The sequence below is a fragment of the Glaciimonas sp. PCH181 genome, from assembly GCF_003056055.1.
In the GTDB taxonomy this organism is placed as follows: domain Bacteria; phylum Pseudomonadota; class Gammaproteobacteria; order Burkholderiales; family Burkholderiaceae_D; genus Glaciimonas.
In genome coordinates this window covers 115,937-131,474 of record NZ_PYFP01000003.1, presented here as the reverse complement: position 1 = coordinate 131,474, position 15,538 = coordinate 115,937, and the positions used below count along the sequence as shown (strand labels likewise).

General features: G+C 50.2%; 11 protein-coding genes. 8 read left to right on the top strand and 3 right to left on the bottom strand.

Going from position 1 to position 15,538, the window contains the following annotated elements; genetic code table 11:
- The first annotated feature begins 211 nt into the window (after positions 1-211).
- The gene (locus tag C7W93_RS21280) at positions 212-2,872 is read left to right on the top strand and encodes a DUF349 domain-containing protein (protein WP_108442350.1); all 2,661 of its coding nucleotides are present in this window, start codon (positions 212-214) and stop codon (positions 2,870-2,872) included.
- A 139-nt stretch (positions 2,873-3,011) separates the two neighbouring features.
- Here C7W93_RS21280 and C7W93_RS21275 read toward each other — a convergent pair whose 3' ends face one another.
- Complete coding sequence (locus C7W93_RS21275) at positions 3,012-3,575, bottom strand: phasin family protein (protein WP_108442349.1); 564 nt, start codon at positions 3,573-3,575, stop codon at positions 3,012-3,014.
- Between the two features lie 317 nt (positions 3,576-3,892).
- Here C7W93_RS21275 and C7W93_RS21270 point away from each other — a divergent pair, with 317 nt between their 5' ends.
- Complete coding sequence (locus C7W93_RS21270; RefSeq protein WP_108442348.1) at positions 3,893-4,873, top strand: histone deacetylase; 981 nt, start codon at positions 3,893-3,895, stop codon at positions 4,871-4,873.
- A gap of 106 nt (positions 4,874-4,979) precedes the next feature.
- Positions 4,980-5,825: a DMT family transporter gene (locus C7W93_RS21265; protein WP_225870011.1), complete on the top strand. Its 846-nt coding sequence runs from the start codon at positions 4,980-4,982 to the stop codon at positions 5,823-5,825.
- Positions 5,826-5,901: 76 nt separating this feature from the next.
- Here C7W93_RS21265 and C7W93_RS21260 read toward each other — a convergent pair whose 3' ends face one another.
- Positions 5,902-6,687, bottom strand: coding sequence for a helix-turn-helix transcriptional regulator (locus C7W93_RS21260; RefSeq protein WP_108442346.1), 786 nt, complete (start codon positions 6,685-6,687; stop codon positions 5,902-5,904).
- A gap of 174 nt (positions 6,688-6,861) precedes the next feature.
- On the opposite strand from C7W93_RS21260, the gene C7W93_RS21255 reads away from it, so the two are divergent.
- The 5 genes from C7W93_RS21255 (at position 6,862) to C7W93_RS21235 (ending at position 14,293) form a co-directional block, all read left to right on the top strand.
- The gene (locus C7W93_RS21255; RefSeq protein WP_108442345.1) at positions 6,862-7,656 is read left to right on the top strand and encodes a class I SAM-dependent methyltransferase; all 795 of its coding nucleotides are present in this window, start codon (positions 6,862-6,864) and stop codon (positions 7,654-7,656) included.
- Between the two features lie 188 nt (positions 7,657-7,844).
- Positions 7,845-9,047 (top strand): D-alanyl-D-alanine endopeptidase, encoded by a 1,203-nt coding sequence (gene pbpG / locus C7W93_RS21250; RefSeq protein WP_108442344.1) that lies wholly within the window; start codon positions 7,845-7,847, stop codon positions 9,045-9,047.
- Positions 9,048-9,321: 274 nt separating this feature from the next.
- Entirely contained in the window at positions 9,322-10,725 is a 1,404-nt protein-coding gene (locus C7W93_RS21245) for an MFS transporter (protein ID WP_108442343.1), read from the top strand.
- Positions 10,726-10,950: 225 nt separating this feature from the next.
- A complete protein-coding gene (locus C7W93_RS21240; RefSeq protein WP_108442342.1) occupies positions 10,951-12,258 on the top strand; it encodes a sodium:proton antiporter in 1,308 nt (435 codons plus the stop codon).
- 271 nt (positions 12,259-12,529) lie between these two features.
- Positions 12,530-14,293 carry a cation:proton antiporter gene (locus tag C7W93_RS21235; RefSeq protein WP_108442341.1) on the top strand — a complete coding sequence of 588 codons (1,764 nt, stop codon included), beginning with the start codon at positions 12,530-12,532 and terminating at the stop codon, positions 14,291-14,293.
- A 129-nt stretch (positions 14,294-14,422) separates the two neighbouring features.
- On the opposite strand, the gene C7W93_RS21230 is transcribed toward C7W93_RS21235, so the two are convergent.
- Positions 14,423-15,217: an IclR family transcriptional regulator gene (locus C7W93_RS21230; protein WP_108442340.1), complete on the bottom strand. Its 795-nt coding sequence runs from the start codon at positions 15,215-15,217 to the stop codon at positions 14,423-14,425.
- Between the last annotated feature and the right edge of the window lie 321 nt (positions 15,218-15,538).

Genomic DNA, 15,538 nt, shown 5'->3' with positions numbered 1-15,538 from the left:
GCGGCTGTTGACATCAGAGACGCAGCAGGCATCCGCTATGCGGCGCAATACGTTACACCTAATTCTTAGCGTATTTGCGCCGCTTCATTTACACTGTCGCCCGGGATTCTTTTAGCTATTTAGCGACATTGTTTAAGCGCTTTTTACAGGCTTTTACTGCCTTCTGACCGCCTCATTAGTTTGGTCCGCTCCTATTTGATTGGTATTTATTATGTTTGGTTTTCTTTTCAAGCGGGCAGATCGCTCTGCCGCTGCAGCACAGTCAGAAGCAGCCCAAAAAGCACGCCAGCAAATTGCACAACGTGTTGCCAGCGTGCAAGTCACAGATACCGCGCGTCAACAAGCCATGGCGAGAGCGGATGCACTTACGGAAGAAGGGGCGGCTGTCAGTTTTATCTTGCAGGCGGACTTTGCTGATGCAAGGCTGCGTGCAGCACAATTGGTGCAAAGTGCTGAGGGATTAGAGCAAGTCCTGAAAGCGATGCGCAATGTTGATCGCCGGGTAGCAAAGTTGATGCAATCCAAACTGGATGTGTTGCGCGTTCAACAACAAACTGCCGCGCAAGCGACGCTTTGTTTGCAGCAAGCGCAACGCTTGCTAAACGAGGCGCAGTTACTACCGAATCAGGTCGCGGACCTTGATCGGGCGTGGAAGTTAATTGCCATGCCGGTTGAGACTCAGCAGCAGGAATTTCAACAACTCAGCGCCGCATTAGCGGGCAGGTTAGCGACGCAAGCGGCATTGCAGCGGTCGGTGCTGGGATTGCTGGCCCATCTGCGTCAGCTAAATACCCAAATAATCAATGATCCACAGGCGTTATCGGCTGACGCGATTGCCGCGCAAACTGCGCAAATCTCAGCGGAAATGCAACAGCATGAAAATAGCGTTGAAGCGATCAGTCTGCCAAAAAATCTGGCAACTGAATTTGTCGCTGCGTTAAAAGTGGTGCACCAGCGTCTCGACGTGTTGCAACAGCATCAACAAGCGCTATTCGCTCGTCAGGCATTATTGACAGAGTGGGAAGCAACGCCAGTAGAAACCTTGAGCCCTGCGGTTTTGCGACGTAGCTGGTCAGCATTGGCTGCTTTGCCTGTCGAGTTAAGCGATGAAACGCTTGAGCAGCGATATGCAAGCTTGCTGCAACAAAGTATTGCTGCGGTTAAGCCAAAAATTTCACAGCAGCCAGCCTCAGCCGAACAAGCACCGTCTACCGATAAAATTGCTACACAGAAACAATTTTTAGCGGCATTGGATGGCTTGGAAGCCGCGCTGGAAGAGGGCGCTTTGCAAGCCGGGATGGACCACGATAAAGCCCTGCGTGCGATGGATTTCAAAGCGTTGAAATTGTCATCGTCAGAAAATACCCGATTGACCCAGGCACGTAGTGAGTTGGGCCGGTTGCAAGGGTGGGCGCGTTGGGGCGGAAATGTCTCTCGCGAAGAATTGATGAAAGCAGCGCAGGAATTGCCGGGGCAAGAACTCGTTGTTACCGAGTTGGCTAAGAAAATCGGTAGCTTGCGCGCACGTTGGAAATCGCTGGATAGCTCTGCCGGGTCTGCGCCCAAAGTATTGTGGGATGGTTTTGATGCCGCTTGTACTACTGCTTATATTCCTGTTGCAGCGCATTTTCAACAGCTTGCTGACGAGCGTCAACGCAATCAGATCAAGGCGCTATTACTGATAGAAGAAATACAGCAGTACGCTGCGGTAGCCTTGGGCGACACAGCCGGGCCGGACTGGAAAGCGATTGCGCAGTTTTGCCAACAAAAGCAGCAAGCCTGGCGCACGATGGGGACCATCAATCGCAGTGATAAAAAATTGTTGGATAAATCCTTCGCCAATGCTACTCAGCAGTTATTAGCACCGTTGATGTTGCAGCAGCAGCGTGAAATCACCCAACGTGAAAAGCTTATTACTGAAGCGGCTGAATTGCCGGTCAATCAACGCGACACGACCGACCGTCTGCGTGAATTGCAGCAACGCTGGCAAGAGCACGCAAAGGCTTTGCCGCTATCGCGTCAGGATGAGCAACAATTATGGCAACGTTTTCGTAGCGCTTGCGACACGATTTTTGCACAACGTAAAGAAGCCGCATCCACCGCTGATACAGAGCGTCGTCAGAATTTGCAGCTAAAAGAAGCGTTGTGCGCCAGTCTTGAGACGGCCACTACGCAAGCTAAAGAGACGTTGCCGGCACTATTGCGGCAGGCGCAGCAGGATTGGAACAAGTCCGGTGCGGTTCCGCGTGCTGTCGAAGCTCAAGTTGAAGCGCGTTACAATGCCGCGGTGGAAAGTTTGCAAGCACGGGTTGAGCAGGCCCGCCAAGACGCTGTGCTGATAGAAGCGCATGCGCTATGCGATAAGCTGGCGCTTTGCCAATTGGTTGAGGTCAGTTTGGGGTTGGAGTCTGACGTTATTGCTAGTGATGCAGATGCCGTGGTTGACGATGCTGATACCGACGGCAATCCCGCGACCTGGAATGCTAACTGGCAAGCGCTTCCAGCATTACCGAACGCATTTGAAAAAGCGATGCGAAATCGGTTCGATACAGCGTTGGATTTGCACAACGTTGGAGATCGTCTGGCAATGACTGCCTATCTAGCGACTCTGGAAAATAGTCGGGAAACGCTATTGCAAGAGTTATTGCGGGCGGAAATTATTGCTGGTGTAGATAGCCCGACTTCCCTGACGCGGGAACGTTTACAAGTGCAAGTCGAGGTGCTGCAAGCTGCGTTGAAAGCAGGTTCAGCCGAAGTGAGCAGCAGTGCGCAACTATTGCGAGTCTGTGGTTTACCAGCTTTGATGGACTACGAGACGCGGGGACGTGCTGAACAACTGATTTTGTCTGTCAAAGGGCGGCCAAACTTATAAGTTGGTAGTTGCAGACACATTGGATTTTTCGTATTTTGTAAACTAAAAAGGGACCCAGTATTCTGGGTCCCTTTTTTATTTCTTCCTCTAGCACTCAACGCCAAATTCTTGAGGCGAGAGTACTATTTAGCGCGACTAATTATTTCTTTGCGCTACGGGTAGTTGATTTTGCAACTTCAGATAATTGCTCGACAGCGTTATTTACATTGCTTTCGATGGCTTCCGCTGCTTGCTTGCTGCTTTTGGTAAATTGCTCGTAACCGGCGTTGGCGTTGCCGATGGCGGCATTGACAAAAGCGATCGCGTTTTCGCTACCTGGTGGCGCGCTTTTTGATACTTGCTCAAATAATTCAAGCGCTTTGCGTTTGGTTTCGGCCAGTTGGGCTTCGGACGTTTTGGCCAATTCAGCTTGGGTTACCGCTGCGATTTTTGCAAAGTGGCGGCTATAAGCAATGGCTTTCTCAGCACTAGGTTGTGCTTGCGCCAGGCTCAATGAGAAAAATTCCTGCGGGTCTTTTGCAGCGAACAGAAGTTGGGTTGAAGCGGTTGAGTCTTCGAAAGTAGCTTTGGCGGCGGTCACATTCAGTTCTACCAATTTTTCTACGCCTTCAAATGCTTTAGCAGTGAAATCAGTAAATAGGGCCAGATTGGCTTCAAAATTGGCTTTAGCAGCGGATGAGAATTGTTCGGCGATAGTAGACATAGCTTCTCCAGAGATTCTGTAAAGTGATATTAGGAACTAGTGGATATTGCAAACACCCATAACTACCGAGTAACGCGTGGCTCTGTACGACTAGGTAATATGCATTGTGCGATGCAATATAATTATTTTAAACTTTTCTTTTCAGCTGTCAAGAGATTTTTTGTGCAATGCAGCAAAATGATTTTAGATAGATGAAATAATCATGTAAGCCGAACAACAGCCGGTGCAAGGTGAAATCTTCTCATCATTTCCTGGCGATGCTGATTTGCCGTAACTGGTAGACTCTTTATCCCATCCGTTACTTATATCGTGCAATCTTGAAAGCTTTCTACAGCGACCATTTTGTCCTGCCCTTGCCGGTCGGTCACCGTTTCCCGATGCAAAAATACCGCTTGCTGCACGAAGGTGTTCAGGCCAGTCACGCTGGTATTACGTTGCACGAGGCACCGTCGACCAGTGATGGTGTGTTGGCATTGGCACATCATCCTGCCTATATTGCCGCAGTATCAACTGGCAATCTGTCGCTTCCTGCACAAAAAGAAATTGGTTTCCCATGGTCACTGCAAATGGTCGAGCGTTCGCGTCGGTCGGTCGGGGCCACGATTGCTGCTTGTCGGGCAGCGTTGACTTCGAGCGATCAGATTGCGGTTAATCTGGCAGGCGGAACGCATCATTCCTATGCCGATCATGGTGGCGGGTTTTGTGTCTTCAATGATTCTGCAATCGCTGCGCGCCTGATGCAGGCCGAGCGTTTGGTACAGCGCGTGGCGATTATTGATCTGGATGTGCATCAGGGTAATGGCACCGCGTCCATTTTGGCGCGGGATGAGTCGATTTTTACGCTATCTCTGCATGGCGCCGATAATTATCCGTTTAGCAAAGAATGTAGCGATCTGGATATTGCGCTGCCGGACGGGACTGGTGACGCGGCTTATCTGAGTGCTCTGCAAGCCGCGCTTGCGCAGTTTTTTGATTGTTTCGATCCACAATTGTTGATTTATCTGGCCGGAGCCGATCCGCACGAAGGCGATCGCTTAGGACGTTTGAAGCTCAGTTTTGACGGTTTGGCGCAACGTGATGCGATGGTATTTGCCGCCGCTGGTCAGCGCGCCATTCCGGTAGCGGTAACGATGGCTGGCGGCTACGGCAAAGATATACAAGATACCGTGGCGATCCATTTGAAAACGGTCACGTTGGCCGCATTGCATGCCAGTCGACAAGCAACGTATTTAGCCACCTCTTCAGCCACTTCTGCGGCAATCCAATCTGGCGCAAAGCCATCTCTCACTTTCGGATAGAACAGTTTTTATGCGCTCTCTCAATCATTCTGCGCTCGCGCCGTTGGCAGCAGATCCAATCACCGACGTAGCCAAATCAAGTTGGCTGCTACGTTTGCTGCCTATCATGCCGCTGGTGTTCGTCTTACTATGGAGTACCGGCTTCGTCGTCGCTAAGTTCGGCTTGCCCTATGCGCCGCCGCTGACCTTTCTGCTGCTGCGTTTCGTGGGTGTGCTGATTGTTCTGATGCCGCTGGTCATCTATTTGAAAGCTCCGTGGCCCGTGGGACGAATTCGCCATATGGCAGTAGCGGGAGTTCTGCTCCAGGCGGGTTATCTGGCAGGTGTGTGGTGTGCGATAAAAATGGGTATGCCAGCCGGGTTATCTGCGTTGATTGTCGGTATGCAGCCGATTCTGACTGCCATTTCGGCGCGCTGGATCGGTGAGACGGTCCGGCCGCGTCAATGGATAGGTTTGCTACTGGGGCTGGGGGGTGTTGCTTTAGTCGTTGTGGCAAAAATTAGTTTGGTAGGCTTGTCCTGGGAAAGCATCGCCTTGGCGATGATGGCGCTTGTTTCAATCACCGCCGGAACGCTTTACCAAAAACACCACTGCCCACATTTCGATTTGCGCACCGGTACGATCATTCAATTCACTGCTTCGTTTGTCGTGATCCTGCCGTTTGCCATTTTCTACGAACATCTGACGCCGTCGCTTTCTACGGTGCAGTGGACCACAAGTTTTATCGGGGCTTTACTGTGGTCGATATTCGCGCTATCGATAGGTGCGATTTTCCTGCTCTTTACGTTAATTCGCAGCAGCGCGGCGACGAGCGTCACCAGTCTGTTGTATCTGACGCCGCCAACGACCGCCGTCATGGCATGGCTGATGTTTGGCGAAGTTTTTAATTTGCTGGGGATCATCGGGATGATGGTTGCGATTCTTGGTGTGGCGTTTGTGATGAAAAAATAGCCTTTGCCGCATCGTTTTTAGGCAGGAGCCATACCCGGCGTAATGCGTTGCCGGGTATGGCTTCCCATTTCTAAAATTACCCTCCCGGCAACAACACGACCAACTTTAGTTCGCCCCGATTGGCAACGCGCAAATTCACCTGTTGATAGCAGAGGGGGCCCAATGTCGGATGATGAAAGCGGCGCTCGCCACCTTCTTTTTCGGTCACGTCTTGTAAGCTCCAGGCGTATTTAAAAGCGCTGCTTTCATTACATAGCCGTTCTACAATCGCCAAAATTTTAGGCTCATCCAGATACATTCCGCAATCGGCGCGAAACTCGGCTACCAAGCGCCGTCCGCGTAATTCCCAATCGCTGATGAACGTGATCGCTGCCGGATCGCAAAAGGTATAAAACAATAAATTTTTTTGCTGACTTTTTTGATCCAGCCAGCCGGCAAATAAGGTTTGCGCTGGCCGATTCCAGCTGACAACATTCCAGTAGCGATCCAGCAGATAGGCCGGTGTCTTGATGTTGCGTAATACCGCGATCACTTCCGCAGGAATTTGATCGTCCACAATATCTGGTAATTGCGGGTCTTTTTTCCCGGACAACTTAAATAGATAACTGCGCTTAGCTTGCGGCAATCGTAAAGCATCGGCGATTCTTGCGAGCGCCTGCGGCGAAACGGATACCGTGCGGCCTTGTTCAATCCAGGTGTACCAGGTCACGCTGATTTCACATAATTGCGCGATTTCTTCACGGCGTAAGCCGGGGGTGCGGCGTCGGGTATTTGTCCCGATTCCAAAGCTAAGCGGCGGTATTTGGCTGCGCTGGCTTTTGATAAATTCTCCCAGCGCCTTGCGTTTACTGATGTCATCCATGCTGCATCCAATTTTCCCAAGAGATTATCCTATTGGCAAACATAATAGTATAAGTACTAGTCTTGTAACAGGATAAAGAATAGCTAAACTGATCGATAACTCCACGGGTTATCAATAGTGATGTTGATGTGCCTAATAGACTTATCCATACAGTTACTTTAAAGAAAGCTTCAAATGACAACTACAACTTCTGGCAATATCGCTGCCAGTACGCGTAATCACGATCAAGTGATTACCGAGCAATTCGGCAGTACTGCCGCCGCCTACTTAACCAGTACCACGCATTCTCAGGGTGCTGATTTGCAGGACTTAGCCGCTTATGCCCAACAGTTTTCGCAGCCGGTGATTCTGGACGTTGGATGTGGCGCCGGTCACGCTAGTTTTGCGCTGGCACCGCATGCTGGCAAAGTGATTGGTTACGATCTGTCTTCAGAGATGTTGCGTGTTGTTGCCGATGCTGCCCACGAACGTGGCTTGGATAATCTCGAAGTGCAGCAGGGCAGCGCCGATCAGTTGCCGTTTGCGGATGCGACTTTTGACATGGTGTGCACGCGCTTAAGCGCACATCACTGGAAAAATTTGCCGCAAGCTTTGGCTGAAATGGCGCGGGTGTTAAAACCTGGTGGAAAAGGCATTGTTATCGATACCTCGTCGCCGGAAGATGTGCTGGCCGATACCTATTTACAAGCGATTGAACTGTTGCGTGACAACTCCCATGTGCGCAATCGCAGTCTTTTGGCATGGCGCGCTTTGCTGACTGATGCTGGCTTTAAAGTCGTCCACGATCAAAGCTGGAAGATTATGCTGCAATTCGACACCTGGGTTGCCAGAATGCGCACGCCAGGCGAACGCATCGTCGCAATCAAGTCTTTGTGGGACAGCGCGCCGACAGAAGTGCGGGGTTACTTTCAAGTGCAAGATGATTATTCATTTTCGATCGATTGTGTGCTGATAGCACTTGAAAAATAGCTAATATTGTGTGAAATTGGTTAAAGGCGTGGCGGTATTGATAACTTTTTTTAGGATTTTGGCGACGGTCATTATCCGCACATAGAAAAGTGATTAGATTCGTCCGCTAACTCCTTAATTCTCTTGCGATTTTTGTTCGATTTGCCTACACTTCCACAGGTTATTTGTTTGTGAATCAGGAGCCGCACATGGCCAAATCCGCGCTAGTTATTTTATTGTCATTATTTTTTGCAGTTGCGACAGCATCTGCGGCGCCGGGTAACGCTGCCACCAAAGCGAAGACTGCGGCTTCCGCAAAAAGCGCGAAGGTCAAGTCAGCAACCACAAAAAAATCTGTTGCCAGCAATGCGCATCAGAAAAAAGGTGCTATCGCCAGCGCGCCAAACAAGCGTGAGCATGTCGCCTCCAGCCGAAAATATGGCAAAAAAGCAGGCCGTCAAAATAATCTGGCCTCGCTTGAGCAACGCGAAGGTCTGGTCAAAAAGACCGTATACGTCCGCGGCCATCGCAAGGTCATCTTCCAACGTGCATCAGTTGCCGCAGCCGTTATTTTGCCGCCAGTGTTGACCGCCGGTGAAATCGCCGGACTGAATCTGACGCGTGATCCGCTGGACCTGAAATCGAATGTTGCCCTGGTCATGGATCAGGCAACCGGTCAGGTGCTATTCGATAAAAATTCGCAGGTAGCTTTGCCGATTGCATCATTGACCAAGCTGATGACCAGTATGGTAGTGGTCGAAGCGCGGCAAGACATGAACGAAGTGCTGACGGTGACCGACGACGATATCGATCGCGAAAAGCATAGCAGTTCACGTTTGCGTATCGGTTCACAATTGAGCCGTACCGATATGCTGCACATCGCGTTGATGAGTTCTGAGAATCGTGCTGCATCCGCATTAGGTCGTAACTATCCAGGTGGCTTGCCAGCGTTTGTTGTAGCGATGAATGCTAAGGCAAAATCGCTCGGCATGACAGGCGCGCATTATGTCGACTCAACGGGTTTATCGCATCTGAATGTTGCTACTGCACGCGATCTGGCAAAGTTGGTGATTGCCGCTTATCAGCATCCGCTCATTCGTCAATACTCAACCGATTCCAAGTATTTGGTAGAACCGGGCGGTGCGCCGCTGCAATACAATACGTCGAATCATCTGGTTGAAAATCCTGCATGGCAAATTGGTCTGCAAAAGACCGGCTATATTAACGAAGCAGGGCGTTGCATGGTCATGCAAACGACTATAGACGGTCGTCCAGTGGTGATGGTGTTTCTCGATGGTCGCGGCAAATATTCGCGTCAGGGCGATGCCGACCGGATAAAGAAATGGCTGGCGGAAAATACGTCGACATTACCAACGCTGAATGGCGCGAAACTAGTGGCTGGTCAAAGTTAAATTACAGAATTAAATTAAGTATTTTTAGTAGTGCGCTCTGTTGATAGGGCGCATTTTTTATCAGTTCGTTTTTGTGCCATAAACCGTTTTCGATGCCAGCTGTGATCAGAAAACGTGAGAAGACAATGATTGGTGTTTGCCCTGGCTTAAGGTTGCTTATTCTCATCGCGGATGGTGCGCGGTGGATAAGCGGTAAGCGCGATCCGTGTGGCAAACGCTGTCATGTCCAATCAGTTCAAGTCCATCAGACGTTGCATTTTTCATTTGTTCAGCAATGATGGCAGTATCCCGCACCTTCCTCATTCCCCTTATCGTTGCTTGCGCATTGTTCATGGAAAACATGGATGCGACAGTGATCACGACTTCTCTACCGGTACTTGCTCAGGATCTTGGGCAGCAGCCGATTACCCTCAAGTTAGCCCTGACTGCGTATGTCGTAGGCTTAGGCGTATTTATTCCCATTTGCGGATGGGTCGCAGACCGTTTCGGCGCGCGTACTGTATTTCGGGCTGCTATCGGCGTCTTCATGGCCGGATCATTGTTATGCGCTGTATCTAGTTCGTTGCTGACATTTGTTGCAGCGCGATTTTTGCAGGGCATCGGCGGCGCGATGATGGTGCCAGTAGGGCGGATTGTGATTTTCCGTTCAGTGCCGCGCAATGATTTGGTCAAAGCCATCAGTTATTTGACGATACCGGCACAACTAGGCCCGGTTATAGGACCACCGCTTGGCGGCTTTATTACGACGTACTTTCACTGGCGCTGGATTTTCCTCATTAATATACCCATCAGCTTGCTAGGCATCTATCTTGCTGGCCGCTTTATTGAAAATTTCAAAGAAGAAAATCTACAACCGCTGGACGTCAAAGGCTTCATTTTGTCGGCGATCGGCAGCACTTTATTGATGCTAGGGATGTCGCTGATCGACGGCGAATTGTTATCGGCAAAACTGGCTTTTGCGATGTGCGTAGTCGGTGTCGCTTTCTTACTGCTGTATCTACGCCATGCACGCACCGTGCCGTTTCCACTTCTCGATTTAAGTTTGCTGCGGATTCCCACATTTCGGGCTAGCGTACTTGCCGGATCATTGTTCCGCATTGGCCTCGGGGCCGTACCGTTTCTGTTGCCGTTATCCTTACAGATTGGCTTGGGCATGAGCGCTTTCCACGCCGGGACGATTACCTGTGCATCGGCGTTCGGGGCCATTTTCATGAAAGCGATAGGGACGACCGTTCTGCGGCGTTTCGGTTTCCGTTCGGTGTTGATGTGGAATGCTTTATTAGCCGCGCTGGCGCTGGCCTCTTACGGCTTGTTTACGCCGACCACGCCTTATCTGGTAATGATGGTCGTGGTTTTGTTGGGTGGATTTTTCCCGTCTATGCAATTTACTTGCTTTAACTCAATGGCCTACGCCGATCTGGATGGTGCAGAGGTCAGCCGGGCGACTAGTTTGTCCAGTGTTGTTCAACAGATTTCGCTTGGCCTTGGTGTCACGATAGGTGGTCTGGCGATTATATTCTCCAGCCGGATTCAGGGACATGCCACAGTAGTTGCTGCTGATTTCTGGCCTGCATTTATTGTTATTGCCTTGTTTTCACTGTCATCAATTCCACTAGCGCGCCGCTTGCCGCTGGATGCCGGGGCCGCGCTCACCGGTCATGTCGCACGTAAGTCTTAACTTCTGTTGGCGCATGCGGTTGCCGCCGTCTGAACTTCCCATAGCAAAACTACTCCAAACTGGTCTCTAATTGCATTAATATTCCTTAACATTGGGCGTCAGGTCAATTGACGCACTTTTTTTTCGATAATAACGCCTACCAGAACGCTCAATTCCAACCACGTCAACTAACCAGGAGGTGTCGCCATCGATCAATCTCTCACCTGGTATCTGATCGTCGGCGCATTGTTATTGTCGATGGGGTTGATGGCGTCGCTATTGGAGCGCCTGCCGGTTAGTCCGGCGATGTTCTATTTGCCAGTTGGCTACATCCTCGGCCCTGCTGTGTCTGGCCTGATCAATGTTGCGCCCGCCCAGCACGCCGAATTACTGACCACGATTGCGAAGATGGCATTGCTGCTATCGCTTTTCACTGTTGGGCTGAAATTACGGATGCCGTTTCGCGACAGTATCTGGCGCTTGCCGGTGCGCCTCGGCGTATTGGCGATGCTGGTGACGATTCCGTTGCTTGCGTTGGCTGGGCTATTTCTATTCGATTTGCCATTGGGCGCGGCGATTTTATTGGGCGCAATTCTGGCCCCAACCGATCCGGTATTAGCCTCAGATGTCCAGATAAAAGATGTCAGCGACCGCGACCGGATTCGCTATAGTCTGACCGGCGAGGGCGGCCTGAATGATGGCACCGCCTTCCCTTTTGTGATGCTCGGTCTGGCATTGCTCGGCGTCCCCTCAGCCGCTGCCTATACGAATGTGTATGCGATCTTGCATGTGCTGTGGAGCATCGTCGCTGGCCTTAGCGGTGGCTGGTTATTAGGATGGTTGTTAGGGCGTTCGGTAGTCGGTCTGCGGCGGCGTTTCGGTCTGGCCCTAGGCATGGAAGAATTCCTCGGGATTGGATTAATCGCGCTGGCTTACGCTGCTACCGAGTTAATCGACGGCATCGGATTTTTGGCGGTGTTTGCCGCTGGCCTGGCGATGCGCCGGATTGAATCTACGAATAGTGGGCAGCAGAGTTTTCGTCGCCCACAACCCAAGTCGACTGTCGGAAAAGTGCTGGCCAGCGATAACGCCGAAGTGGCGACCCATCCGGTCAAAGCGTCGGCCTACATGACCGAAACCGTTCTGGATTTTAATCAGCAATTAGAAAATTTTGCTGAGTTTCTAATGGTGATTCTTACCGGCATTCTGTTATCGCATATTGGCTTTTCTTGGTCGGGCGCGTTATTAGGCTTGCTGCTCTTTTTTGTGATTCGCCCTTTATCTGTGGCAATCGCGCTGACCGGGGCCAATGTCACGTCGTTACAGCGACGGCTGATGGCGTGGTTCGGGATTAAAGGCATCGGCTCAGTGTATTACCTGATGTTTGCATTGCAATATCATTGGATTGCGCCGGTCGGATATAAAGCGTCGGCATTGGCACCTCGCATCAGTTCCATGGTTTTAACGATCGTGGCAATGTCCATCGTTATGCATGGGATTTCGTCGACCCCGCTGATGGAAATGTATCAGCGTCGACGGCGTCGCCAAGGTTAATGTTCGCCTTTATCTGCAGTTTGGTAGATTTTCGGTTGAGGCTGCTGCGTGCGATAAGTTATTATGCGGTGAACATAAAGAATTGATATTAAGAAATTATTTCTTAATCGCAACGTTGATATTTATTTAGGTTATAAATTATTCCAACGATGTTTTCCCTCAGTTTTATCAGGCAAATCCAGATCGCTTGCCTTTTACTAAGTTTCAATCGCTTTTCGTTGTTTGCGCGTAGCGCCTCTTTTTATCCCACTGTCATAAGGAAAATATAGCCATGCCTGCAGTAGAGTTGTTCATTCAGGACCTGGCAGTGATCATGCTGATCGCTGGAGTGGTGACGGTGGTATTTAATCGGTTCAAGCAACCGGTAGTACTGGGTTATATCGTCGCCGGTGTCATTATTGGCCCATACACGCCACCATTTCAATTAATCGCCGATGAGCATTCGATTCATATCCTCTCAGAGCTGGGAGTCATTTTTTTACTCTTTTCATTAGGGCTTGAATTCAGTCTCAAAAAACTTAGTAAAGTCGGTGCGACCGCGTTTTTAGCCGCGTTAGCAGAAATTACGGTGATGTTGTGGATCGGTTATCAAATTGGTATGTATTTTGGATGGAAGACCATGGATGCGGTTTTCCTCGGTGCGATGCTGGCCGTCTCTTCCACCACGATCATCGTCAAGGCGCTTAGCGAGCTGGGAATGAAGCAGGAGAAATTTGCTCAGTTGATTTTCGGTATTTTGATCATCGAAGATATTCTGGCAATCGGCATGATTGCCTTGTTATCTGGTATTGCTACGACCGGTTCGGTAAATGCAGTGGATGTCGCCTCTACGGTCGGACGTTTATTGCTGTTTATGATCGTGGCGTTGGTATTGGGTATTTTGATCGTGCCGCGTTTGCTAGCCTATGTTGGCAAATTCAAAAATAAAGAAGTTTTCCTGATTACCGTGTTGGGTCTGTGTTTTGGCTTTTGCTTGTTAGTGATGAAGCTCAATTACAGCGTCGCGCTGGGTGCCTTCATTATTGGCGCAGTGATGGCAGAATCGCGTCACTTGCATCAGATTGAGCGCCTGATCGAACCGATCCGCGACATGTTTAGTGCGATTTTCTTTGTCGCCATCGGCTTGCTGGTCAATCCAACGGTATTGATGAAGTATTGGTTGCCTATTTTGGTGATTACGATTGCCGTGGTATTGGGCAAGCTGCTCAGCTGTGGCCTTGCCACGTTTTTGTCAGGTCACAGCGGTCGGACATCGATGCGGGTTGGCATGGGTTTGGCGCAGATCGGCGAATTCTCGTTCATCATCGCGGCGCTCGGCGTTAGTCTCAAGGTCACGAGTGATTTCCTGTATCCGACAGTGGTTGCTGTATCTGTCATTACGACCTTGTTGACGCCTTATCTGATCAAGCTGGCCGATCCGCTATCAAGCCGTCTGGCGAAGTCGATGCCTGGCAAATTGTCGTCTGTGTTCAGTATGTACTCCACCTGGCTCGAAAGTCTGCAACCGCAAGGGGACCGCGCTCAGTTATCAAAAATCATCCGGCGCATTCTGTTGCAAGTAATGGTGAATGTGGCGATGGTAGCCGCGATTTTTGTGATCGGCGGTTATTTTTCCGATACGCTGGGTAGCGCAATGTCGGGCTGGATTGTCGATGTGCAGATTCAAAAAGCCGTGGTTTGGGGCGGAGCTTTGCTGATTTCCCTGCCATTTTTGATAGCGACTTATCGTAAATTACAGGCGCTTAGTATGCTATTGGCCGAAATGGCAGTGCGGCCCGAGCACGCTGGCTTGCATACTAAAGGCGTGCGGCGCGTGATTTCAGAGGTGATTCCGGTGTTGTCCATCATCGGCATCATATTGTTGATTGTGATTTTGAGCAGCAGCATTTTGCCGCCTATCAATTTACTGATTCTGGTATTGGTGGCTGCAGCGGGATTGGCTTTATTGTTGTGGCAGCGCTTTGTGAAGCTGCATTCGAAATTGCAGATTGCGTTGTTTGAAACACTGGATGAGCTGCCGGACGAAAAACATTAATTCTGCTCCGTCTGATTGATATCAGCTGATACTGATAGCGCCCTTTGGCATCACTTTGGTCCAAAGGGCGTTTTTCATGCGGAGATCGTAGCGGCAATACTTTTCACCGCAACCATCGATCCTGATGGCTTAGCTGACTTCCTGCGGTTGCGCCACATAGCCCAATACCACTGAAATCTGTTGCGCCGTAGTGACCAAATCGTCGACCCATTCTTCCTGCAAACGATCCGCTGGGGCAGAAATTGACAGACCCGCAATCAATTTGCCAGAATCGTCGCGAATGCCCGCAGCCATGCAGCGCACACCTAATTCCAGTTCTTCGTTATCACGCGCATAACCCAGCGCACGGACCAGACTTAACTCGCGTTCCAGCTTACTCAAATCGGTGATGGAATTCTTGTTATGACCCGCCAGCCCAGTGCGGGTGGCGTAAGCGCGGACCATTTTTGGATCGTCAATCGACAAAAAAAGCTTGCCGGTCGAGGTCAGATGCAAGGGTGCACGACCACCGATAGCGCGGACCACCTGCATCCCGGAACGCTCGGAAAATGCGCGGTCGATATACACAATCTCGTCGCTTTGGCGCACTGACAGATTCACGGTTTGATTGGTTTTGCGGTGCAACAAGCGCATGAAGTCCAACGCAGCTTCGCGTACGTTAAGGCGGCTTTTGACCACGTTACCTAGTTCCAGCAGGCGCATGCCTAGTCGATAAGTACCCGGTTCAGAGCGATCTACAAAACGCTTCAGGACCAGATCGTTGAGGATGCGATGTGCGGTGGATGGATGCAAACTGGTGGCGGCCGATAATTCTTTCAAACTTACTGGATCGGGATAGCGGGCAAGCGTGTCCAACAAGGAAATCATGCGTTCTATGACTTGAATCGAGGTCTTGCCGGGGTCGTCGGAGGAAACAGGTTTCATCGGAATGTCTAATTTCTGTCGAGTTTAGCGGTGCATAAGTCGTCATCTTATATCACAATGTGAAATTGAGAAATCCTATTCGACGGATAACGTGCAATTAGCAACATGTCATCGCAATTGAGGCGACATTTACATAAATGCGCTGAAGTAACCTTTTACATAGGCACTATTCGTTCGATGCCCGCAGAATCTGAGAGATGGCCGTATTTCGATCAAGAGAGGCTGTTAAAATCCATCGGCACACAAAGTAAGCTCTACCGTAAGCAATGATGTAAGCAAAAGCCGACCTATCAGTCTCTATCGCAAACTTGATTCAAAGAG